This window comes from uncultured Psychromonas sp., assembly GCF_947489755.1.
GTDB lineage: Bacteria > Pseudomonadota > Gammaproteobacteria > Enterobacterales > Psychromonadaceae > Psychromonas.
In genome coordinates this window covers 19,842-44,755 of sequence record NZ_CANLFB010000003.1, presented here as the reverse complement: position 1 = coordinate 44,755, position 24,914 = coordinate 19,842, and the positions used below count along the sequence as shown (strand labels likewise).

Here is a 24,914-nt window from a genome sequence, read left to right as displayed (position 1 = left end):
GAAATATCGAACGCATTCTATCCTTTTTTAGTTACTTATATATAGATTTTTTATTTATAAAGTCGTGAATTAATGGCTATAGCCTAACTCTTTCGCTGGCTCAATATTACTGGCTGTCCAAGCAGGATAGATTGTTGCAACAATACTCATCACAAAGGCGACACCAGCAATAATAAATACTTGTTTATAATCTAATTGTGACGGTAAGTAATCAATGAAATAGATATCACCAGAAAGTAATTTACGCCCTAACAGCTCTTCAAATGCACTAAAGATGCTGCTTAAGTTAATAGCTAAATACACACCAAGTAAAGCGCCGAAAATACATCCCACTAAACCATTAAAAGCACCTTGAACAATAAAGATAGCGCGTAAAGACCATTTATCAGCCCCCATTGTTTTTAAGATAGCTATATCCCCACGCTTTTCATTCACAGCCATGACTAAAGTCGATACGATATTGAAACAAGCAACGGCAACGACTAACAATAAAATAACGTACATCAGTGATTTAACCATTTGAATATCTTGATAAAGGTAGCCTTGACTAGTGATCCAACTCTTTATATACATATAAACAGGAATGCTATAAGCCACTTCTCTCGACAATACCTGTGCTTGTAATACATCATCGACCTTAAAGGCAATACCCGTTGCATGCTTAAGGTTAAGCATTTCTTTCGCTTTATTAATATGAATAAAGCCTAAAGTACTATCAACTTGACCACCCATTTTAAACGTGCCAGTTAATGTAAACATAAATTTACGTGGCGCTCTTAACTTATCACTGCCCGTTTGAGGCAACAATAGGGTAACGTGCTCTCCAACAGCTAAACCAAGCTCCTTAGCAACAGGTTCACCTAAAATAATACTGCTATCGGTGGTAGATAATAATTCCCAACCACCTTGTTTAATATACTTTTCAACCGAGGTCACTTGGGTTTCAGTTTCTGGCGTGATCGCCCTCATTTGTAAGGCTTTCATCTTAATATTGTTTTGTAACAAAGCATTCATCACAATATAAGGGCTCGCTCCCGTTACACCAGGGTGAGTTCTGACTTGTTTAAGGATATTAGTTTCATCCTCAAAATCACCTTTGACAACTTCTAACTCCGCATGCGGGATCACCGATAATAACTTATCCCTTAACGCATTTTCAAAACCGTTCATGGTTGACAGGCCAACGATTAACACCGCCACTCCCAGCACAATACCAAAAATAGAAGCCATTGAAATAAAAGAAACAAACTTATTTTTATGTTTGGCTTTGCTATAACGTAAACCAACAAATAACGATAAAGGCCTAAACATTATTGTGTGTCCTTTAAAATGCCGTTACTCATATATAACTGTCTATCGAGCTTATTCGCTAACTGTTGATCGTGTGTCACAACAATAAATGCAGTACCAAATTCCGTATTGAGCTCTTTTAGTAACTGATAAACAGATTCAGCACTCTTAGCATCTAAATTACCGGTTGGTTCATCAGCAAGCACTAAAGAAGGTTTATTAATCAAAGCTCTTGCAATCGCAACGCGTTGTCTTTCACCACCCGACAACTCAGAAGGTCTATGTTCAATACGCTCACTTAACCCAACCCGTTCTAATAATTCAGTGGCTTTTTTCTGTGCTGCCTTTATTGATTCACCAGCAATCAATAATGGCATGGCAACATTCTCTAATGCACTAAACTCCGATAACAAGTGATGAAATTGGTAAACGAACCCTAATTCTTGATTACGCCATTTTGACTGCTGCTTTGAAGACAATTGATGTATATCTTTACCATTGAATACAATATTACCGGTCGTAGGCGCATCCAATGCACCTAATAAATGTAGAAGTGTACTTTTACCAGAACCAGATGTTCCAACTATCGCCAATAACTCACCTTGAGTCACGGATAAGTTGACACCCTGTAATACTGGTGTTGCTAAACGCCCTTCTTGATAAATTTTACTTAAATCATTACATACTATAATTGAATTATTCATATCTTAATGCCTCTACTGGGCTGACTTTACCTGCACGATAAGCAGGATATAAAGTAGCTAATAAACTTAAAAACATAGCACCAAACATGATTGAGACTATTTGTATTGGTTCATGTACAACGGGTAATAAACGAGCGCCACCAGAAGCATTCGCTAATAAATGTAACCCTAGAAATGTCATGACTTCATTAATATAAGTACTTAATAACAATCCTAAGCCAGTGCCGATTAATGCGCCGATAATGCCGCTAAATGCACCTTGGATAATAAAAATGAAATTAATGGTGGAAGCTTGAATCCCTAATGTTTTTAAAATGGCAACTTCTGCACTTTTATCTGTCACAACCATCACCGAAGAAGATAATATGTTAAACGCAGCGACAGCAATGATCAGGCATAACAATAACCAAATCATATTTTTTTCCATTTTGACCGCTGCAAAAAGTTCGCCATGTGTGCTTCGCCAATCGACAATCATTTCTCCCTTTTCAAGCGTAGGCGGTACCCAAGACTCAACAGCAAAAGGTTCAGTAAAATAAAAGCGTAAATCCGTCACTTGATTGGTGTCGATACGAATCAAACGAGCCGCATCTTCCGCATGCATTAACACAAGATATTGGTCAACATCAGAGCCGACATTAAAGAAACCTGCGATGGTGAAGTTACGCTGACTAGGTACTTGGCCAAGTGGTGTATATCGAACGCCTCTTGTCGAGGTCACTCTGACTTTATCACCCAAACGCACACCTAATTGATTGGCAAGTTGATCACCAATAATGATTTTATATTCACTCGCTTGTAAGTCATCAACACTACCAATAATAATATTATCTTTTACTGTTTGACTGCCGTATTTTTCGGGGTAGATACCTTCTATTTTGACACCTTGTAACCCCGTTTTACTTTGTAAAATGGCCTCCGTATTAATCATCGGCTCAATATTGACGACTAAAGGATCATTAGGGATTGAATCAATACGTTGTTGCCAGTGATTGATGGTTTGGGATTCATTAGTTAACTTAGCATGAGGAATCGCACCGAGGATGCGTTGTTTTAACTCACCTTCAAAACCATTCATCACAGACAAAACAGTAATTAAGGCTAAAACACCTAAAATAATGCCACCAGTGGAAAATAAAGAAACAAACGACACAAATTGATTATTACGTTTAGATTTTGTATATCGCAAACCGATAAATACACTCAAAGGATAAAACATAGTTACCTTTTTATTTTTAGTTGTCTTAATAAAGCATGATTGTTATAAAAATAGCGTTATCCGCCAACAATCAAGATTAATAGCGCTAAATCTAGACTTAACTTGTTGATTACATTTTAATGGAGGCCATTCTAATGTATCTTTATTCGCTAAGACAGACAAAACTCCTACAATAAGGTGTTTCTGTATCATTCAATAACAGCCTGGTTTGTAGATATGAATAATAATGAATATTTTTTAGTAGATCATGCACTTTCAATCAATTTAAAATCAATTGAAAAGTGCGACTTACCACTTAACCAACACGCTTTTGAAGATGAGATCCCCGGACCATTCAGAATGGCCAGCGATCTTGCAAAAGCAGATGCCAGCGTATTAGCGCCGTTAAAATTAAACAGCGATAATACACAAGCATTATGGAATTATCTACAGGCACAAAACCAAAAAATCAATACGTTACTGAGTTATGTCCTGACACAACAAGATGATCAGAAATCTCGTCATCAAACCATTAAGTTTAGTGCTGGCAGTCTTGTTATTAAAAACAACAACACATTGAAAGTAGATGATAATATTAGACTAAAAATATTTTTGCCTGAAGAATCTTCTGCTATCTATTGTTATGCTACAGTGTCAGACATTAATGACTCAGAGGTCGCTTTCACATACACCTTTATACGTGAGCAAGACCGAGAATTATTAATTAGAGCGAGCCTACATGTACAATCGCAACAGCTAAAAAACAGAGCAAAGCAACGCGAATTAAACACTTAAATTCAGGACCTGCATTCATCATCGACTCAGGTACAAAAAATTAGATAACGCATTTATAATTAGCAAAAATATAGTGAAAATAAGTCAATAATATGAACAGTTTACTCGATATACAACCATTAAAATCTTCTACTGACACACAACAACTGGCTAATTTAGTTGGCAGTAGTCAAAGCTTTGTCATTAATCAATGTGCTCAAGCTAACCCACAGAAGTCGCCGTTAGTGGTTGTGGTTAATGACACGCCTAGTGCCATTAAGTTGCATCAAGAGTTACTTTATTTTGCTGAAGGCAAGTTTGAAGTGAAATTGTTCCCTGATTGGGAAACATTGCCTTACGATCACTTCTCACCTCACCAAGATATTATCTCAACCCGTATAGAAACCTTATATCAATTACCATCAATGAAAGATGGCATTTTGATAGTACCTGTGACGACATTGTTATTGAGACTAGCGCCACCAAGCTATTTAAAACAACACACTTTACTCGTTAATACAGGCCAAAAATTAGAATTACAGTTACTACGAGAGCAACTTCAAGAAGCCGGTTATTACGCAGTAGACCAAGTACGCGAACATGGTGAGTTTTGTGCAAGAGGGTCATTGTTAGATATTTACCCAATGGCCAGTGATACACCTTACCGTATTGATTTCTTTGATGATGAAGTCGACTCGATCCGCCCTTTTGATACTGAAACGCAACGTTCATTACCAACGATAAAACAAATAAAAATGTTACCTGCGCATGAATTTGCAACGGATAAACAAGCGATTACCAACTTTAAAACCGCTTATAGTGAAAAATTCACTGCAAAATTGTCGACTAGTGCTGATTCTATTTACCAGCAAATATCGCAATCCAACTTACCTGCAGGTATCGAATACTACTTACCACTGTTTTTTAATGAAACCGCTACTTTATTTGACTATTTCCCTAAACATACTCGCTTATGTATTGTTGGCGACATTAATAGTGCAATTGATAGTTTTTGGAAAACAATAGAACACCGCTTTGAAGAACGAGGGGTTGATTTATTACGTCCTCTACTACAACCTATCGCCGTTTATTTACGACAAGAACAATGTTTTAAACGTTTAAATGAGTTTCCTAAGTATCAATTACAACAAGATTCTTTTGCAGCGCCTAAAACAGGTAAAACTAATTTACCGCTAACGACCCTGCCAGAAATAAAGATTCACCATAAAGATAAAAACCCACTGGCCAACATTGCTGCTTTCATTGAAGGCTTTCCAGGTAAAGTCTTATTAAGTGTTGAGTCAGCTGGACGTAAAGAAGCCTTATTAACCTTATTGAGCCCTCTTAAATTATCTATCAAATCAGTCGATAGCATTACTGAATGCCATCAAAGTAAAAACAAAGTGTCTATTACCATTAGCCGTGTTGAAAACAGCTTCTTAATTATCGACAGTCAATTTGCTTTTATTACTGAAACGGAATTACTCGGTAGTAAAATCACACAACGTCGACGTCAAAATAAAGAGAACCAAAGCGAAGAAAGCTCTGAACATATAGTACGTAACCTCGCTGAATTAAAAGTAGGTCAACCTGTTGTTCATATAGACCATGGTGTTGCACGTTATTTAGGGCTACAAACGATTGAAGTATCAGGCAGCATTAATGAGTTTGTAACTCTTGAATACCTTCGAGGTGATAAGTTATATGTCCCGGTAACCTCCTTACACCTTATTGGACGTTATAGTGGTAGTGATGTTGAAACAGCACCCATTAGTAAACTGGGTAATGATACTTGGGCTAAAGCTAAAAAACGTGCTGCTGAAAAAGTACGTGATGTCGCGGCTGAATTACTTGAAATTTATGCACAACGTGCGGCTAAAAAAGGCTTTAAATATCAATTTAATCAAACTAATTACGCCGCCTTTAGCGATGACTTCCCTTTTGAAGAAACCCATGATCAGGCATTGTCTATTAATTCTGTCATTTCCGATATGTGTTCATCACAACCAATGGATAGGCTTGTTTGTGGCGATGTAGGTTTTGGTAAAACAGAAGTTGCAATGCGTGCGGCATTTATGGCGACAGATAATGCTCGACAAGTTGCTCTCCTCGTACCAACGACACTACTTGCACAGCAACATTTTGAGAACTTTCGGGATCGATTTGCCAACTGGCCAGTTAAAATAGAAGTGTTGTCTCGTTTTAAAACAGCAAAAGAACAGAAGCTTATTTTACAAGAAGCCGCTGAAGGTAAAATCGATATATTAATAGGCACACATAAACTATTAAGTGATGGCATTAAGTTTGCTGATTTAGGTTTATTAATTATTGATGAAGAACATCGTTTTGGTGTGCGTCAAAAAGAAAAAATCAAACGCCTTCGTGCTCAAATTGATATTCTAACGTTAACGGCCACACCTATCCCACGAACATTAAACATGTCGATGAATGGCATGCGTGACTTATCTATCATTGCATCTCCGCCAGCAAAACGTTTAGCGGTTAAAACATTTGTAGAACAAAGAACTGATCAAACCATCAGTGATGCTATCACCCGTGAAATTATGCGCGGTGGACAAGTTTACTTTTTACATAATAATGTTGAGACGATTGCCAAAGCAGCAGCAGATTTAGAAGTTCTATTACCACAGGCGCGTATTTCTGTTGCACATGGCCAAATGAACGAACAACAACTTGAACGTGTGATGTCTGACTTTTATCATCAGCGTCAAAACGTTTTAGTGTGTACCACCATTATTGAAACGGGTATTGATATTCCAACGGCTAACACCATCATCATCAACAGAGCCGATCATCTAGGTCTTGCTCAATTGCATCAATTACGTGGTCGAGTGGGTCGCTCACATCATCAAGCTTATGCATATTTATTAACGCCAACGCCGAAATTAATGACCAAAGATGCAAAAAAACGCTTACAAGCCATCGGCTCATTAGACACATTAGGGGCAGGATTTACCTTAGCAACACACGATCTAGAAATTCGTGGTGCGGGTGAGTTACTGGGTGACGAACAATCAGGCCAAATAACTAGTATCGGCTTTAACCTTTACATGGATATGTTAAATCAAGCAGTTGATGCATTACGTAATGGTCAAGAACCAAGTTTAGAACACCTACTAGCAACGCAAGCAGAGGTCGAGTTACGTATACCGGCCCTCATACCAGATGATTACATTCCAGATGTGAACATGCGCCTTTCTCTATACAAACGTATTGCGAATAGCAAAAACAATAATGAACTCAATGAGATTCAAGTTGAACTAATTGACAGATTTGGCTTATTGCCGGACGCGACTAAAAACTTAGTGGCGGTAACGGCCATCAAACAACGTTGTTCAAAACTGGGCATTGCACGCATTGAAGCACATGCTTTAGGTGGTGCAGTTACGTTTACTGAACATTCAAAAGTAGATCCGATGTTTCTTGTTTCGTTACTGCAAACTCAATCAAATACCTTTAAACTAGACGGTCCAAGTAAACTAAAATTCACCATGGCACTAGAAAATAGCGCAGAGCGTCTAAATTGGTTGAAACAATTACTTGATAGCTTTAAATTACACCTAATTAAATAAATCCAAGAAAGGATAAGCTTTGAATTTACGTTATATTTTACCATTACTGATCGCAACAACATGCTCATTCAACGTACAAGCGGGAGATCGTTGGTTTGACGTCGAAATAATTGTATTTAAACGTAATGTTGATGTGAAAAATACCAGTGAACAGTTAGATCAGAATAATGTTTATTTGAAACAACGTGATCGCCTAGAAGTCATTAAAGCGCAACCTGCAACAAGTTGTATATCAGGTCAACCTTGTTTACATAAACAAAATCCAGTTCAAATAACTGATAATGAAATGGTAAAAGAAGGTAATAGACTTATATTATTGAAAGGATTAAGACTTAAAGAGCAACTTAGAAGACTTAATAATCATCAATTATTTACGCCACTATTACATACTGCATGGCGTATGCCGATTCAAAATAAACAAGATGCATTGCCAATTCATTTGTTTGCAGGTAAAAACTACGCATTAGATATGCCTCAATCGGCGAATCTTGAAAAAGCACAAGCCACCACAGTGTCAAATGAGCTTACAGCAGATTCGAAGAAATTAGATGTTCTATCATCACTACAAAAAAATGAAATCCTGCAAGATCTCTATGAAATAGATGGTAACTTTTTGATTTATGTTCAACATTATTTACAAATAGAAGCACAGTTAATTGTTAGAACTGAAACAGAAAAACCTGTCTCTTCTTCAGTATCGGTACTCGCAACTGAAGCGCCGGCTGTCGAAACAGATGCTACAGCAGAAGTTGTTGCTCAAGAACCCATCCCTAAAAGAAATGTTAGAACAGAGAAAGTAATAACAGAAACCTTGTTTGATCAAACAAGACGTTTAAAGAGCGGTGAAATCCATTATTTAGATCACCCTTTATTTGGGATTATTATTCAGATACGCAGATAGTTTTTAAATATAAGACTATACCTTAACTAATTTAAACTAATTTAAGCGACTGAATACAATAAGCTTAATTTAGAACGGGTCAGTCAGTATCATAAAAAAGGAAGCTAATGAGCTTCCTTTTTTGTTTGTGCTGTTTATCTATTTATGGAAAACGTTAAATCGTTCGACTTTCCCATAGTTGTTTTGCTTTTTGTAATGCTTCGTCTTGCGAACTATCCGGTTGCATTTGTTTTAAGACCATTGCAACGGTAGTGATAACAGCCGCATCACCATAAGCATCCTCAATCTCTTTATTCCAAACTTTCAACAAGTACTCAGCAGAAACTTCTGTATGAGCGCCAGAGAAGTCTTCTAAGTACGTTGGCCAATCTTGTTCAACATATTGCGCTTTACCATTTACTTGCGTTACACCACAAGCCAAAGTAGAAACACGAGGATTAACTTCACTTTCTCCGCCTTCCCCTTTAAATGCAATAATACTGTGTTCGTTATTTAATAATGCAGCTTGTGCATGAATCTTTTCATAACTTTTATGAAATACGCCATGAATACTATAAGGCGCATTACTTGGATTGATACTTCTAGCAACGGTATTAAGCGGAGTACGTAAACCAACTTGTTCGCGTAATGCTAATAACTCAATTAACTCAGGACAATAAGACGATAAAGGTACATACACCAATGAATCATTTTCTAATGCGATGTTGGCTTTCTCAGGTGTGTCGGCAATAACAATATTGAGTAAAGGACAGGCTGACTCAACTTGGTATTTTACTAAATCAACCGTCATGTGACCGTGTAAAAATATTTTCACGCCATTGGCAGCAAGCACCTTAGCGGCTAACAGTAACCAAGGTGGTTGTCTTTTTTTGCCCGCAAAACATGGCCAATCGAGATCTGGCGTTAACGTATGCCAATCATTTGAAACTTTAGTACGCAGTGCTGCAATATAGCCAGCTGCTTCTTCAGGTGTTTCACAACGAACGCGTTGTAACATCAACAACACAGCTAACTGTAATAAAGTAGCATCACCATTTAAGTAATCCGTTAAGGCTTGTTTTGATTCATCCATGGTTAAAGGGCGACGGCCTTTTTCACCACGGCCCGTTAATTTAATATATTCACTAAACATTATCATTCCTTTTAATCGATGAATATTTCACCAAGACTTAGTTACAATACCAACTAAGCACAAACTATTAACGATCACTTATTCGACACGACAGCCATTGACTATCTACCGATGACAACAAAACTAAACATAGCCATTAAATGTAGTCATATAGTTGCGTCGCTAAGCAATCAACAACCGTAACAGGTGCAGACAACATTAGAATATCGCGACCATGCACACCATAACTAACGCCTAGGCTATTTACGCCAGCATTAGCAGCCATGTCTAGATCATAACTTGAATCCCCCACCATTAATGCTTCCGATGGATTTATATTTAATTCATTTAATAAGGCGTAAATCATCGATGGATCTGGTTTCGAAGTAGATTCATCAGCGCATATTGTGGCTGAAAACAAATGTTCAGTATTTGTTTTACTCATCATGCGGTTTAACCCGTTACGCCCTTTACCTGTTGCAACAGCAAGCGTATACCCCTGTGCTTTCAGATCTATTAATAACTCAGCAATACCATCATAAAATGGAGTGTCGATCTCATGCATTCTATTATATTGATCTCGATACGCTTCAACTAATCGCCCATGTTCAATTAATGATAACGAGGGGAAAAGCTGTTGCATTGCTTTTAATAAGCTTAACCCAATAATATTTTTGACAGCCTGCACATCAGGAATTGCCTGCAGTTGTTGTTCAGCAGCTTGTTGCATACACAGAACAATTTTATCAATGGAATCCATTAAGGTGCCATCCCAGTCAAAAATAATTAATTGGTATTTCATATTAGCTTCGCTGTAACTTCTCTAATAATTCCTCTAAACGAGGACAAAGTGGTGCGCTCACTGTCATTCTTTTCTCAAGCACAGGGTGAAAGAAAGTAATATGAGCCGCATGCAAAAATAGTCGATTCAACCCTAATGCTTTCATTTTACTATCAAAGGTTTTATCGCCATAGCGTTCATCACAAGCAATATTATGACCTTTACAAGCCGCGTGAACACGAATTTGATGTGTTCGCCCAGTAACAGGGCTGGCTTCAACTAAAGTAGCGCCTTCATAACGTTGAACAATTTTAAAGTGTGTTTCTGATGCTTTTCCTAAGGGGCTCACTTTAACCACGGAATCCTGAGGAATTTTTAATAACGGTTCACGGACTAAGCGGTCTTTTATATTCCACTGCCCTTTTACTAAAGCAAAATATTGCTTTTTCATGGTTTTTTGACGAAGTTGTTCGTGTAATGCACGTAGCACACTGCGCTTTTTAGCAATTAATAAACACCCTGACGTTGCTTTATCAAGGCGATGTACTAACTCTAAAAATCGAGCGTCAGGACGTAATGCGCGCAATCCTTCGATGGCGCCAAAATCCAAACCACTTCCACCATGAACGGCAAGCCCTGAAGGTTTATTAAGAATGATTAAGCCATCATCTTCATAAACAATCTCTGACTCTAAATTCTTAATGCTGTTAAGTTTAGGTGACGGTAACGCATTATCAGGATCAACTTTAACAGGAGGAATACGAACACTGTCGCCAACCTGTAATTTATAATCTGGTTTAATGCGTTTTTTATTTACTCGAACTTCTCCCTTTCGTACTATTCTATAGATCATGCTTTTAGGCACGCCCTTAAGATGTAAGCGAAGAAAGTTATCGATGCGTTGTTGTGCATTTTCTTGAGCGATGTCAATAATGCGTACTGAGTGATTTATCTGTTCCATTCGTTAAGTTTATCACGCCTGATCGCATAATATGTAAAAACTTTGTTGCTTGTAAGTAGATATAAGTGCGACAATAACAAAGTTAATGCCTCGTGATTTTATGACTATAAAATCGCTAGTAGGCATAGCTATTATGAAAGCAAATCAAATGATTAGAATGTAACGCTGCCGTGTTAAATTAATGTTGATTTAACCTATTTGTATCCGCTTTTAACGCACCTCAGAATACTTCCAGTCGAGAGATTGTATAACCAGACATGAGGTCAGCATGCAAATAACAGTTAGTACATATAAAAATAACGAAAAAATTAAACAAGAGTTCACAAATGAAAAGAATGTTAATCAACGCAACTCAAGCAGAAGAGTTACGTGTAGCCCTAGTAGATGGGCAAAAGCTGTATGATCTTGATATCGAAAGTCCAGGTCACGAACAAAAGAAAGCAAATATTTATAAGGGTAAAATCACACGTGTTGAAGCAAGTTTAGAAGCTGCATTTGTAGATTACGGCGCTGAACGCCATGGTTTTTTACCGCTTAAAGAAATTGCTCGCAACTACTTCCCAGAAGGATATTCATTCAAAGGCCGCCCTAACATCAAAGATGTTATTAAAGAAGGCCAAGAAGTTATTGTTCAAATTGAAAAAGAAGAACGTGGTAATAAAGGTGCAGCCTTAACTACCTTTATAAGTTTAGCGGGTAGCTACCTTGTTTTAATGCCAAACAATCCTCGTGCTGGCGGTATCTCTCGTCGTATCGAAGGTGATGAACGCACTGAATTAAAAGCAGCGTTATCAAATCTTAAATTACCAAATGGTATGGGTTTAATCGTTCGTACTGCAGGTGTTGGTAAATCAGCTGAAGAATTAGAATGGGATTTAAATGTCCTTGTTAATCATTGGCAAGCGATTGACCAAGCGTCAAAAACTAAAGCAGCTCCTTTTTTAATTCACCGTGAAAGTAACGTCATTGTACGTTCGATTCGTGATTATTTACGTCGTGATATCGGTGAAATTGTTATCGATAATGCAAAAACATTTGAAACGGCTAAAAGCCATATCGAAATGGTGCGTCCAGACTACGTTAATCGCCTTAAATTATACCAAGGTGAAATCCCACTATTTACACATTACCAAGTAGAAAGCCAAATTGAATCTGCTTTCCAACGTGAAGTGCGTTTACCATCTGGTGGTTCAATTGTCATTGACCCTACTGAAGCATTAACCTCTATCGACATTAACTCAGCACGTGCAACACGTGGTGGCGATATCGAAGAGACAGCCTTCAACACTAACTTAGAAGCAGCTGAAGAAATCGCTCGTCAACTACGTTTACGTGATTTGGGTGGTTTAGTGGTTATCGACTTTATCGATATGACACCAGCTCGCCATCAACGTGAAGTTGAAAATAGAATGCGTGAATCAGTTCGTCAAGATAGAGCGCGTATTCAATTAGGTCGAATTTCTCGTTTTGGTTTGATGGAAATGTCGCGTCAACGTATTCGTCCTTCTTTAGGTGAATCGGCTTCCCGCGTATGTCCTCGCTGTCATGGCCAAGGTACTATTCGAGATAATGACTCATTATCTTTAGCTATTCTTCGTTTGATTGAAGAAGAAGGCTTAAAAGAAAATACAGCTCAAATTCAAGCGCGTGTACCTGTAGCCGTTGCTGCATACTTACTTAATGAAAAACGCAAAGCCGTGGCTAAAATTGAAAACCGTCATGGATGTGAAGTTTATATCGTACCTGACGCTAACTTATTAACGCCTCATTTCGAAATTAAACGTACTCGTAAAGATGGTAAAGAAGATATCAATTACGATGCGTTGGAAAAACAGCATACTGTTTATATTCCTAACATCGCTCAAAAAGAGCATGAAGAATTAGAAGAACCTTTATTAAGTGGCTTCAGTGCACCAACGAAAGAAGTACCTGCCGCTAAAGTTAAACCTGAAGCGCCAGTACACGCAAAAGTAGCTGACACGTCAGAATCTTTCGTGACTAAAGTCATCAATGCAATCGTTAAATTCTTCAGTGATGATTCAAAAGTTGAAGCGAAACCAGAAGTTCAAGTACAACCTGAAGCAAAAACTGAACCGAACCGTACTCCGCGTAACCCTCGTAATACGAAAGGTAACTCGAACCGTAACCGTAATGAAAAACCTGCTGATAGCTCAACTGAACGTCGCGGTAACCGCAAACCTTCAGATCGAAAACCTTCGGTTCGCAAACCAGCACAACAAACTAAGAAGTATGAGAGTGAAGTAAAACCTTCTCCAGAAAATACTGAAAAGACGAATACTCAAGAAGTTGTTGTAGCGCGACGTAAACGTCGTAACATGCGTAAAAAAGTACGTGTTCAACAGCCTGAGAACGTAGTAGAAAACACAGTTGAAAATAATACAGAAGTCGCTGATGCTAATGTAGATATAACAGCTCAACCTACTGCTAACGCTGAAACTAAAAAGCCAAAAGCTAAAGTGAGAAAATCACCTGAAGCCGCTAAAAAAGTTGAAGCTAATCAAGCACCTGTTGTTACAGACAACTCAGCTGAAACAGAGTCTACAGATAATGTACCATCATCAAATGATGAAGGTTACACACCTGTTGAGATTCCACAGCGTCGTTCTCGCTATTTACGTAATAATGGACAACGTAACAAGCGTGATCAGCAAGATGATCAACAAGCTCAAGCAGTGACAAGTCGTTACCCAGAAACGGATACGAATTCAGACTCAGAAACAACAAATGTGAAAGCAACCGTTCCAGTTGCTAAAACAGTTGATGAAATCGCTGAAAATAAAACACAGCAGCAAGAAGTTGAACAACTTCAACAAATCGCTGAGCAATCTCCTGTGACACAAGCACAAAAGATATTGCCAGTACAAAAGGCTAAAACAACAACGAAAGTAAAAGAAATTACTACCCCTGTTGCAACTGAAACAACGACACCTATCGTTGAAGACGTTAATGTTGAAGCACCTGCGGTTACTGAAGCTATTGTTGAAGAAACAAAGCCAGAAGAGCCTAACGTTGAAGCACCTGTAATAGCTGAAGCGCCTAAAGTTGAAAATGTTGAAGTTAAAGCAGAAGAAGTCAACGTGACGCCTGCAAAAACTGAAGTACCTGAGACAGCTACAACAACTACAGCAACTAAAGCAACTAAAGCAGCGACAGTTCCAACAAGTAAAAATGGAACCGTTAGTATCGCTAAAGGTCAATCTACATCAGCAACGGTGAAGACAATCTCAGCACCATTAGATTTATCTAAAGAGATTACAATTGTTGCAGCAACAAATCGCCAAGCAATTGTGAAAGCAACACAACAAGCTGGTAGTTCATTTGCAAGTAATAAAGCAAGTAGCGAGACAGTAAAAACATCGCTATAACTTAATAGGTAACATTCTAATAGATGACAACTATTAATAAAAACGGATATTTCTATGAAGTATCCGTTTTTTTTTACTGAAATTTATGTACTAAAAGTTTAGTATTAGCGTCATTTATTAATTATTAAGGTCAGCATTACATATTAGCTGATCTGTTTTTTCATTATTCAAGGTAACGATATGAGCGAAACTATACATAACAAATTATTGATTTTAGGTTCAGGCCCTGCAGGTTATACCGCTGCCGTCTATGCAGCTCGTGCCAACCTTAAACCAGTATTAATTACAGGTATGCAGCAAGGTGGACAATTAACGACTACCACTGAAGTTGAAAACTGGCCAGGTGGTGCAGCGGATATGACCGGTCCAGGTTTAATGGAAAGCATGAAAGAACATGCTTTACGTTTTGATACTGAAATAATTTTTGATCATATCAACGAAGTTGAACTCACTAAGCCTCCTTTTACACTTAAAGGTGATACTGGAACTTATACTTGTGATGCATTAATCATAGCAACAGGTGCTTCGGCACGCTACTTAGGCCTAGAGTCAGAAGAAGCATTTAAAGGTCGCGGTGTTTCAGCATGTGCAACTTGTGATGGATTTTTCTACCGTAATCAAAAAGTGGCCGTTGTGGGTGGTGGTAATACGGCTGTTGAAGAAGCATTATACCTTTCTAATATTGCTTCAGAAGTACATTTAGTACACCGTCGTACTACGTTCCGTTCAGAGAAAATTTTATTAGACCGTTTAAACGAAAAAGTTAAAAACGGCAACATCGTATTACATACCGACCGTACTTTAGATGAAGTATTAGGTGATGATATGGGCGTAACTGGTTTACGTTTAAAAGACACGTTATCTGATAAAACAGAAGAACTAGCAGTAATGGGTGTATTCATTGCCATTGGCCATAAACCAAATACTGATATGTTTGTTGATCAATTAGAAATGAACCATGGTTACCTGAAAGTACAAACAGGTAGCGAAGGTAATGCAACGCAAACCACTATCCCAGGTGTATTTGCTGCGGGTGATGTGTCTGACCATATTTACCGTCAAGCAATCACTTCTGCTGGAACAGGTTGTATGGCTGCGTTAGATGCAGAAAGATACTTAGATAACTTATAAGCTTATTTGCTAGAGAAATTTAATTCTCTGGCCATCCCTTTTTAAGGGTAGATGCTAAAGATTTAGCTATTATCAATAAGTCCTTAAGCTTAAAATTAAAAAAGACTGCAATTGCAGTCTTTTTTATTATGGTTTTTTTATTACCAAAATTTTGATTCTGTCGCTTTCAGCAGAAGCTCGATAAGTATAAATTAATTAACGAAAAGATTAATTTAATACCATGCTTTTTATGAGTGGTATTCATTACAAGCAAACAATGTATTTTCTATTAGTGTCGCGACCGTCATTGGCCCTACGCCACCTGGCACAGGCGAAATCCAAGCTGCTTTTTCTTTTGCCGCTTCAAATTCTACATCACCAGTAATTTTGCCATTTTCTAAACGATTAATGCCCACATCTAATACGATAGCGCCCTCTCTAATCCATTCGCCCGGAATAAAGTTAGCTTTACCACGCGCAACCACAAGTATCTCTGCTTGACGTACATGGTGTTCAAGGTCTTTAGTAAAACGATGACACGTCGTTGTTGTACAACCCGCAAGTAAAAGCTCTAACGTCATCGGACGACCCACGATGTTTGATGCACCAACAACAACCGCATGTTTACCATGCAAATCAATATCAATGGATTCAAGCATAGTGATCATACCGCGTGGTGTACATGATCTTAATAAAGGAATACGTTGCGCTAAGCGACCAACATTATAAGGATGAAAACCATCAACATCTTTACTTGGTTTAATACGTTCAATTACTGATGTTTCATCCAAACCTTCAGGTAATGGAAACTGCACTAAAATACCATCAATCGTTGAATCTTCATTCAGTTCATCGATAAGTGATAATAAGTCTTGTTGAGATGTCGTTGCTGGTAAATCAAATGCTTTAGAAGTGAATCCTACTTTTTCACAGGTACGGCGTTTACTTTGTACATAAATTTGCGAAGCAGGATCTCCGCCCACTAACACTACAGCAAGACCGGGAACACGTAACCCCTTGTCTTTACGGGCTTGAACCCCAATAGCTACTTTATCCGTAACCTTAGCAGCAATCGCTTTTCCATCAATGATTTGTGCAGACATCAAACATTACTCTTTTAAGTTAAAAAATTCGACGCTATTGTCGCAAAACTCACTTAAAATGTCACATCAAAGATACAAAAATTAGTAACTTAAGCTTAAGAATTAAGGTTAAAATCAACTCTTTGATTCACTGCCTTTGTTTATGCTGATATTCAGCTTATAAAGTCATTGTTAATGATGATAAGTTAACGAAACAAGTTCGGTATAGATTATTAATACTTAATCCAAGTATTTTATCAATAACAAGATTTCTGTGCCGACACTGATTGCGATTAACCACGCTAATGAGAAATAGTACATGCAATACTCTTTTGCTTTAATGCTTAGACGATTAATTTCTGACTCTAATGCACACTCTGGATTCCGTGTTGTCATTGCCATGGCATGCACCTTTATACCTGTGTTATTTGACTTTCATCTAGGCTTATTTGAACAATCTAATTTAGCGGTTTCACTGTCACTTTGCTTGGGAGTAATGGCGAGTGCTATTGTTGAAGTTGATGAAAATACCAAAGAGAGAAAGAAATTCATTGCAACGGTTATCGCTTGCTTCTTTGTTGCTGCCTCTAGTGTTGAATTGTTATTACCCTACCCTCTCTTTTTTGCCCTCGGTTTAGGCACCTCTACCTTTGCTTTTATGATGTTAGCGAGTCTTGGAACGCATTATACTAAAATTGGTTTTGGTGCGATTTTAATCGCGATCTATACCATGATTGGCCACAAAGCTAACGTAGTTTGGTTTGAACAACCTCTTTTATTAGCTATCGGTGCTCTCTGGTATGGTTTATTTGCGATTTATTGGTCGCATTTAAGTCCTAATAGAACCTTGCGAGAACAATTATCACAACTCTTTTATGCGATAAGCCGATATCAGCTACAAAAGTCAGACTTATTTGATGCGCAAAAAGGGAATTCTAAACAAGCCATTATTGATACAAGACAGAAGCTAGCGGTCTTAAACATCAGTATCATGGCCCGTTTAGAATCCTCTAAAAGCATGATCAAAGGTCAATACAAAGCGAATAGACGACAACAAGAGCTAAGTTTATTGAACCAATATTATTTAGTTGCAGAGCAAATTCATGAACGTATTAGTGCGAGCCAATATTTATATAGTCAATTAGAAAACACCTTTGGTCGAAGCCAAATACTAGAAGGATTTCACCAACTACTTTTGCAATTAAGTGCCGATTGCCATCAGGTAGGCGCCAATATCAGTGAAAAAAAACGATACCAACATTCACGTCGTTTAAAGTGGACAATAGAAGCACTCGCAGATCAACTTTATGTATTAAAACAAAAACTACAGTTATTCGATAATAATCAAGAGGCAATGCAAGCTTTACAAGCTATTTACGACAACCTGAATGGGATAGACAACCTATTGCATTCTTTAACTATTAATAACAAAGAAAATCCAGTAATTGTTGTTGATAGCGAAAAAAAGCAACCACTTAACTTCTGGAAAACAATCCAAAAAGCCTATCAACAAAAAACACCAGTATTTAAACATGCTGTTCGTATTAGTATCTCATTAGTCATTGCTTATCTTATCCAAGTACAGTTTCAACTTAACAATGGCTTTTGGATCCTATCGACGGTGTTATTTGTTTGTCAGCCTAGCTTCAGTGAAACCCGTAAACGCCTTACGTTGAGAAGTTTTGGTACACTATTGGGCATCTTGCTGAGTTTTCCGGTTTTTATCATGATTGAAAATGAGCTATTACAATCAATATTAATGGTTGTTTCAGCATTTTTATTCATTAACTACGTGCGAACAAATTACGGTTTAGCCGTTATATTTATTACTTTATTTGTAATGATATTAACGAATCTACTGGCTCCTTCTGGTATTGATGTTTTATACGCACGCATTTATGAGACCTTAATTGGTTGTATATTAAGCTTTTTAGCGATTAGTTTTATTTACCCTGATTGGCAATTCAAACGCTTCCCGACTTTAGTGAGTAGTCATTTGCTCAATAGCAGTCGTTACTTTAAACAAATAGCACAACAATATCAGTTTGGGCGAAGTGAAAGTATTATATTCCGCCAAACTCGCTTTGCGTCATTCAAATCAGATGCGGCATTAACATCTGCTTGGCAAAGCATGCTTTTTGAACCCAATTCAAAACAACACCTTAAACAAGAAGTGTTCGGTTTAGTTAATCGTTGTGATGCATTAAATTGCTATATTGCGGCCCTCTCTTCACACCGTCATAAAATTGAATCAGAGCAGGATTTAGCGCTATTAAAGCAGCTTTTTGTCGCCACTTCGGAGCAAATTTTATATACCTATCGCCCTGAATTAAAAGAGACTGCAATTGAAAAAATTGAAATTGAGTCATTTCAATTATATAAAGAAACAATGTCAGATGAATCTAAATTAATTGTTGAGCAATTACGATTGATTGCTTTTACCGCGTTAGATATACAAGCTCTCTTACAAAAAATTGAACGTAGAGCACAACGCGAATCACCTGCAGCTGTGTAAATAACTCATACAAGTGTAAACAATGTAAAAGATTGCTCTTTTTAGGATAGGCAATTTATCACTTTTAATATAGAATTTTGCTCCAATAAAGCACTCACTAGGTAAAGGAATGAGACTTGATATTTAATGGTCAAGAAATTGCAACAGATGCACAAGGTTACTTACTCGACTCAACACAGTGGGATGTAGCATTAGCAGATGAAATAGCACAATTAGAAACGATAGCAATGACAGATGAACACTGGCAAGTTATCTATTTTGTTCGTGATTTTTATGAACAATTTAATACTTCACCAGCGATTCGAGCACTGGTCAAAGCGATGCAAAACAAATACGGTAAAGAAAAAATCAATAGCCGTTATTTATACAGATTATTCCCAGATGGCCCAGCGAAGCAAGCCACTAAAATTGCTGGTTTACCTAAACCAGCACGTTGTATATAAGCACAATATAAAGGAAAGTTAATATGCCTAAGGCAAGTGATATCAAAAAAAATACTGCAGTTGAATTTAACAACAGCGTTTACATAATTAAAGACATCGAACGTTCAGTTCCTCAAGGTCGTGCAGGCGGCAGTTTATATCGTATGCGTATGTACGATGTGGTTTCTGGTGCAAAAACAGATGAAACATTCAAAGACAGTGACATGCTGACATTAGCAGACTTAATTCGTCGTAATGTTATGTTTTCATACCTAGATGGTGATGAGCTAGTATTCATGGACAGTGAAGATTACACACCATACAACTTAAATAAAGACAGCATTGCTGATGAAGTGTTATTTATTGATGAAAATACACAAGGTTTACAAGTGGTTATCGTTGATGGTTCACCAGTAGGCGTTGAATTACCAGCCAGTGTTGATTTAGTGATTGTAGAAACAGACCCTTCTATTAAAGGTGGATCTGCCACTGCTCGTACAAAACCAGCTATTTTATCAACTGGCTTAACAGTACAAGTACCAGAGCATATTTCAACGGGTGACAAAATCCGTGTTAACACCACTGAAAAGAAATTCATGGGTCGTGCATAAGCTCATGTAGGGTTATTTTGTAAACTGACTTTGTTCACTTATTGTTAAGCAAAAATCCTATAGATAACGCTTTAATTGACCTTCATAAGCCGATAATTTTATCGGCTTTTTTATAGCTATTTTACCCATTTCCCCAATGACCATTTTCTCAATGGCCATTTCCTATAGATATCTCCCCTGATAGCTAACTTCAGATACTCTTTAAATACACTTTTATCGAACATTTAAAATCAGTATAAAATCCCTACGACTCAACTGTCCAGGGTACAGCTGCGTCAAAAAATAGTTTTAAAAGCAAAGCGTTATAGAAAAAGGAAAGGTAGAAAATATTATGTTTGTATTAAGAAATTGTTGTTACAAAAAAGAGAGGATAAATAGACAGGGTTAACAGTAAGAAAGTCATATAACGTAAACCTCTTGTTTACACTATATGACTGTATATTTTTACATTTACAACACTTTAAAACTTAAATAACTGGTTCAACGGTCAATAAGCCCACTTGCATAGCCTTAATTTTGACTTCCGTGCCGGCACTCAAAGGTTCATTTGCTTTCACTTTCCAATCAATTCCTGAGTAACGATGGTTAATCGTTTTACCCACTAATAGATCTTCAGACAATGTAAATTGCTCGCCAATCATGCCATTGCTTACTTGATGTACTTCGCCTTTATTTTGTAATCGCTTCATCGGTTGCCAGCTAATCAAAGCAACAATTGTCGATATAATAGCGGTTGCTAATAATGCATTAAGCATAGTCGCAGGCATAACACCTAACGCCATTAAAATACCAGTAATGATCGTACCGAGCCCAACAAAAAATAATACAAAAGTTGAAAAGCCCAGTACCAATACTTCAATAGCTAAAAGAATAAGACCCAGTACCACTAAAGCCTGCGGTAAATGTAAAAGAATATATTCCATAACTCAGCCTTTATTTTTTATTTAAGCTAGTAATAATGGTCATCGCTTGAGCCACCATAGACGCTGCATCGTTACCACTATCAGGTAATAAAACCACAGACGACTCTTTAGCAATAGCCGCTTTCGCTTGAATCGCTTTAGTCGCTAAATCTAATTGAATCGCTTTTTGACCAGAGTCTGTATTTGCCGCTTCACCAACGCGATTTAATGCTTCAGCCTGAGCTGTTGCAACAGCAATAATAGCCTCAGCTTCACCTTGAGCTTGAAGTACTTGCTCTTCTTTTTCAGCTTCTGCTTTTAATACTACTGAGCGTTTTTGACCTTCAGCAACATTAATAGCCGCTTGACGGTCACCTTCAGATTCTAAAATTTGAGCACGTTTAACACGCTCCGCTTTCATTTGTGTTTCCATCGCTTCCATCACGGTTGTCGGCGGCACAATATCTTTAATCTCATAACGTAACACTTGAATACCCCATGGACCTGCCGCTTCATTAATTGATGCAACAATATTGGTATTCAACACATCACGTTCTTCGAACGTTTTGTCTAATTCCATTTTACCTAATTCAGAACGCATAGTGGTTTGTGATAACTGCGTTACTGCAAATACATAATCATCGATACCATAAGTCGCTTTATGCGGGTCTAGTACTCTGAAAAACAGCACGCCATCAACACTTAATGAAATGTTATCTTTAGTAATTGCACTTTGACTTGGCACATCAACTGCTTGCTCTTTTAATGAGCGATCTGCACCAATATGATCGATGAAAGGAACAAGGAAGTTTAACCCCGCTTCTCGAGTGGATTGGTATTTACCAAATCGTTCGATTAAGTACGCACGATTTTGTGGCACAAAAACAATTGATTTTTTTAAGATAATGACAACTAACACTAGAATGAAAACTTGTATATTGAAGATGTATTCAAATAAGAGGTCCATATTGATTCCTTTAGTAAAATTATATAATTAAGTGATAATAACGTGTTGCCTCATTAAATAACACAACTCATTCCCCTCTACCGTTAACATAAATTTTTGTATTTAAATATTGTGATTCATGTACTACATTAGTTTTTATGCAGTCAAATTTATGTCAAACTACCACTATCATCTGCCAACATTAAAACTTAAAGTAGATATAGCGAAATATCATTATCAACTAGATTTTTATTACAGATAATACTCTCACTAACAATATACGTAGATTATCGATATAAAGGTCACATAAACACTTACGTTGAAGAAATTAGGTTAAAGGGAATAGTTGTAACTTTACTAAAAGTTATGGCGCTCATTCCCATTTTATGAGGAAAATAACATGTCACAAAAAGTTTACTGCATTGCAATGTTTAGAGCTAAACCAGGGCAAGAAAACGCATTATTTAAAATATTACAATCACTTGAACCTAATTCACAACGTGAAGATGGTTGTATTCAATATTTAGCCACCCGTCACGTACAAAGTGACTTTGCGACAGGGGAAAGTTTCCCTTTAGTATTTAATGAAATTTGGGCAAGTAAAGCGGCGTTTGAGGCACACTGCCAACGCAAAGAAATTGTCGCATTTTTTGAACAACAATGTGTTGCTGAAGACGGTTTAGTTGAAGCACACAATGTCTGTGTTTATAGTGATCAACCCGCTCACTATGATGCCCCAAACGTATAAGTTATAGAGAGAATATTAACCATCATCTTCACATATAAAAACTAAGAGTCACCAATAACACCTTAAACGGATTTTATTTAATAGGGATATTATGAATAACACAACATTTGCTAAGCAGCTTACTTTCTCATGTTTATTAATCATATCGATTAACGCATTTGCAGAAGAGTCGCAGCAATTATCTACACGTATTATAGGCGGTAACGAAGTCGCCGATAAATCAACTTATCCATGGATTGTGAGCATTAAAACAGCAAACACAGAAAACCATTTTTGTGGCGGCTCTTTAATCGATGAACAATGGGTATTAACAGCATCACATTGCATGGAAGATGTTACAGCAAACAATATAGTAGCAACAATTGGTGAGTACGACTTATCATCTTATCCTGAAACAACCTCTACCAGCATAGATAAAATAATTATTCATCCTGATTTTAATTCAGCTAGTTTAGATAATGATATTGCACTCATTAAACTATCAACGCCTGTGACTAATACAACAATTGCGATATTATCAAGTTTAGAAACATCAGAATTTACTGACGTTGACACCATAATATCAACGGCTATTGGCTGGGGGTCAACGGCTGGATACTCATCTGATGAAGATGATGTAGACCCAATATACCCTGACATTTTAAATGCAGTATCGCTTCCGCTACTCTCTACAGACACATGTGAATCTAGCCTCAACCGTTTCAATGGTAATCAAGGCCCTTTCACTAATAACATGATATGTGCAGGAGATATTGCAAATGGTGGCCTCGATTCATGTCAAGGTGATAGCGGTGGTCCATTAGTTGTAGAATCAATAGACCAAAATGAAACACAACAAATCGGTATTGTCAGCTTTGGATTTGGTTGTGCAGCTCCTAATAATCCAGGGGTTTATACTAAAGTTGCTAATTATACAGAATGGATTAGCGCGCAAATAAATGGCGTAAGCAGTGTTTATGGCACCGATTATTTTGTAGCGGATATCAATGAATCAAAACGTTTTAGTATCACCATTGAAAATAACTCTGAGAATACCATTTCACCTGATTTCTCTTTATCTGATAACACAAAATTTTCACTACAGACAACCGAATGCGCTAATTTAGCAGCAAAAAACACTTGTACAATTAGCTTTGACTATACTCCAGACGCTTATCAAACCGATACAACGACCCTCTTCGTAACAACCAATGACGATGCTGTTTCAGACTCAACAATTGAAATTGCAGCAAGGGGAATGAAAAGTGTAAATGCGAATGAAATAACTTTTATAGATAATGCCGATGTAACCTGGTATCAATCAAACTCACAACCATGGTTACTTTCAGAAGATGATAGCTACCTTCAATCCCCTTCTATTAGCGATAATGGTTCAACACAAATAACCACTATTATTTCAGGTGATTGGATACTCTCTTTCGATTGGGCAACAAGCTCGGAAGCAGGATATGATTTTTTAACCTTGTTTATTAATGGCATCGCGATGGATAGCATTTCCGGATCGCAAGATTTCATTTCAGAAAGCTATCAAATAACAGGCGCAAATACAGTGATTACTTGGCGATATACTAAAGATGGAAGTATCAGTACTGGTTTGGATGCGGCCTTTTTACATAATGTCCGCATAACTGATACTAATGAATCATCCACAAACACAGGAACAGAATTGCCGGCTATAGACACCACAACAGTAATCTCCAGTAGTAGCAGTAGCGGTGGCGGTAGTTTACACTGGTGGACTTTATGTTTATTACTGATAGTCAGCGCATTTAAACAGCCGTTATTCAGGCTTTCTCTTGTTAGTAGTAAATAATCCAAGTTTAAAGCGAATTTAACGCTATACTACTAACAATTTTTTGTGACCTACCATACAAACTGT

The 24,914-nt window shown here is 37.4% G+C and carries 19 protein-coding genes; 10 read left to right on the top strand and 9 right to left on the bottom strand.

Going from position 1 to position 24,914, the window contains the following annotated elements; all coding sequences use genetic code 11:
• Nucleotides 1–69 precede the first annotated feature (69 nt).
• Genes lolE through Q0794_RS02450 form a run of 3 tightly spaced genes read right to left on the bottom strand, consistent with a single transcriptional unit; the run spans nt 70 to nt 3,213 of the window.
• Nucleotides 70–1,311, bottom strand: a complete 1,242-nt coding sequence (gene lolE, locus Q0794_RS02460) for a lipoprotein-releasing ABC transporter permease subunit LolE (RefSeq protein ID WP_298939924.1) — start codon at nt 1,309–1,311, stop codon at nt 70–72.
• Nucleotides 1,311–1,994, bottom strand: a complete 684-nt coding sequence (gene lolD / locus Q0794_RS02455) for a lipoprotein-releasing ABC transporter ATP-binding protein LolD (protein ID WP_298939923.1) — start codon at nt 1,992–1,994, stop codon at nt 1,311–1,313. Before lolD ends, lolE begins: the two co-directional genes overlap by 1 nt.
• Nucleotides 1,987–3,213 (bottom strand): lipoprotein-releasing ABC transporter permease subunit, encoded by a 1,227-nt coding sequence (locus tag Q0794_RS02450; RefSeq protein WP_298939922.1) that lies wholly within the window; start codon nt 3,211–3,213, stop codon nt 1,987–1,989. Before Q0794_RS02450 ends, lolD begins: the two co-directional genes overlap by 8 nt.
• A 216-nt stretch (nt 3,214–3,429) precedes the next feature.
• On the opposite strand from Q0794_RS02450, the gene Q0794_RS02445 reads away from it, so the two are divergent.
• The 3 genes from Q0794_RS02445 (at nt 3,430) to Q0794_RS02435 (ending at nt 8,460) form a co-directional block, all read left to right on the top strand.
• Nucleotides 3,430–3,987, top strand: a complete 558-nt coding sequence (locus Q0794_RS02445; RefSeq protein ID WP_298939921.1) for a PilZ domain-containing protein — start codon at nt 3,430–3,432, stop codon at nt 3,985–3,987.
• Between the two features lie 92 nt (nt 3,988–4,079).
• A complete protein-coding gene (mfd, locus tag Q0794_RS02440; RefSeq protein ID WP_298939920.1) occupies nt 4,080–7,559 on the top strand; it encodes a transcription-repair coupling factor in 3,480 nt (1,159 codons plus the stop codon).
• 19 nt (nt 7,560–7,578) lie between these two features.
• Nucleotides 7,579–8,460 (top strand): CsiV family protein, encoded by an 882-nt coding sequence (locus Q0794_RS02435; RefSeq protein WP_298939919.1) that lies wholly within the window; start codon nt 7,579–7,581, stop codon nt 8,458–8,460.
• A gap of 154 nt (nt 8,461–8,614) precedes the next feature.
• Here Q0794_RS02435 and Q0794_RS02430 read toward each other — a convergent pair whose 3' ends face one another.
• From Q0794_RS02430 to rluC, 3 genes are all read right to left on the bottom strand, one after another.
• A complete protein-coding gene (locus Q0794_RS02430) occupies nt 8,615–9,592 on the bottom strand; it encodes a glycosyl transferase family protein (RefSeq protein ID WP_298939918.1) in 978 nt (325 codons plus the stop codon).
• A gap of 136 nt (nt 9,593–9,728) precedes the next feature.
• On the bottom strand, nt 9,729–10,373 hold the full coding sequence (locus Q0794_RS02425) for an HAD-IIIA family hydrolase (RefSeq protein WP_298939917.1): 645 nt from the start codon (nt 10,371–10,373) through the stop codon (nt 9,729–9,731).
• Nucleotide 10,374: 1 nt separating this feature from the next.
• Nucleotides 10,375–11,313 (bottom strand): 23S rRNA pseudouridine(955/2504/2580) synthase RluC, encoded by a 939-nt coding sequence (rluC, locus tag Q0794_RS02420; protein WP_298939916.1) that lies wholly within the window; start codon nt 11,311–11,313, stop codon nt 10,375–10,377.
• Between the two features lie 326 nt (nt 11,314–11,639).
• On the opposite strand from rluC, the gene rne reads away from it, so the two are divergent.
• Together rne and trxB are read left to right on the top strand one after the other, a co-directional pair.
• Nucleotides 11,640–14,699 (top strand): ribonuclease E, encoded by a 3,060-nt coding sequence (gene rne, locus Q0794_RS02415; protein ID WP_298939915.1) that lies wholly within the window; start codon nt 11,640–11,642, stop codon nt 14,697–14,699.
• A gap of 180 nt (nt 14,700–14,879) precedes the next feature.
• Nucleotides 14,880–15,830 carry a thioredoxin-disulfide reductase gene (gene trxB / locus Q0794_RS02410; protein ID WP_298939914.1) on the top strand — a complete coding sequence of 317 codons (951 nt, stop codon included), beginning with the start codon at nt 14,880–14,882 and terminating at the stop codon, nt 15,828–15,830.
• Nucleotides 15,831–16,057: 227 nt separating this feature from the next.
• On the opposite strand, the gene folD is transcribed toward trxB, so the two are convergent.
• A complete protein-coding gene (gene folD, locus Q0794_RS02405) occupies nt 16,058–16,912 on the bottom strand; it encodes a bifunctional methylenetetrahydrofolate dehydrogenase/methenyltetrahydrofolate cyclohydrolase FolD (RefSeq protein ID WP_298939913.1) in 855 nt (284 codons plus the stop codon).
• Between the two features lie 298 nt (nt 16,913–17,210).
• Between folD and Q0794_RS02400 the strand changes: the two genes are divergently transcribed.
• From Q0794_RS02400 to yeiP, 3 genes are all read left to right on the top strand, one after another.
• On the top strand, nt 17,211–19,406 hold the full coding sequence (locus Q0794_RS02400) for an FUSC family membrane protein (protein WP_298939912.1): 2,196 nt from the start codon (nt 17,211–17,213) through the stop codon (nt 19,404–19,406).
• Nucleotides 19,407–19,522: 116 nt separating this feature from the next.
• Nucleotides 19,523–19,849, top strand: coding sequence for a TusE/DsrC/DsvC family sulfur relay protein (locus Q0794_RS02395; RefSeq protein ID WP_298939911.1), 327 nt, complete (start codon nt 19,523–19,525; stop codon nt 19,847–19,849).
• A gap of 23 nt (nt 19,850–19,872) precedes the next feature.
• The gene (yeiP, locus tag Q0794_RS02390) at nt 19,873–20,439 is read left to right on the top strand and encodes an elongation factor P-like protein YeiP (RefSeq protein ID WP_298939910.1); all 567 of its coding nucleotides are present in this window, start codon (nt 19,873–19,875) and stop codon (nt 20,437–20,439) included.
• A gap of 467 nt (nt 20,440–20,906) precedes the next feature.
• Here the strand turns inward: yeiP and Q0794_RS02385 are convergent, their stop codons facing one another.
• Together Q0794_RS02385 and Q0794_RS02380 are read right to left on the bottom strand one after the other, a co-directional pair.
• Entirely contained in the window at nt 20,907–21,362 is a 456-nt protein-coding gene (locus tag Q0794_RS02385) for an NfeD family protein (RefSeq protein WP_298939909.1), read from the bottom strand.
• Nucleotides 21,363–21,372: 10 nt separating this feature from the next.
• Entirely contained in the window at nt 21,373–22,308 is a 936-nt protein-coding gene (locus tag Q0794_RS02380; RefSeq protein ID WP_298939908.1) for a slipin family protein, read from the bottom strand.
• A 379-nt stretch (nt 22,309–22,687) separates the two neighbouring features.
• Between Q0794_RS02380 and Q0794_RS02375 the strand changes: the two genes are divergently transcribed.
• A complete protein-coding gene (locus Q0794_RS02375) occupies nt 22,688–23,035 on the top strand; it encodes an antibiotic biosynthesis monooxygenase (protein WP_298939907.1) in 348 nt (115 codons plus the stop codon).
• Between the two features lie 91 nt (nt 23,036–23,126).
• The gene (locus Q0794_RS02370; RefSeq protein WP_298939906.1) at nt 23,127–24,848 is read left to right on the top strand and encodes a serine protease; all 1,722 of its coding nucleotides are present in this window, start codon (nt 23,127–23,129) and stop codon (nt 24,846–24,848) included.
• The last annotated feature ends 66 nt before the right edge of the window (nt 24,849–24,914 follow it).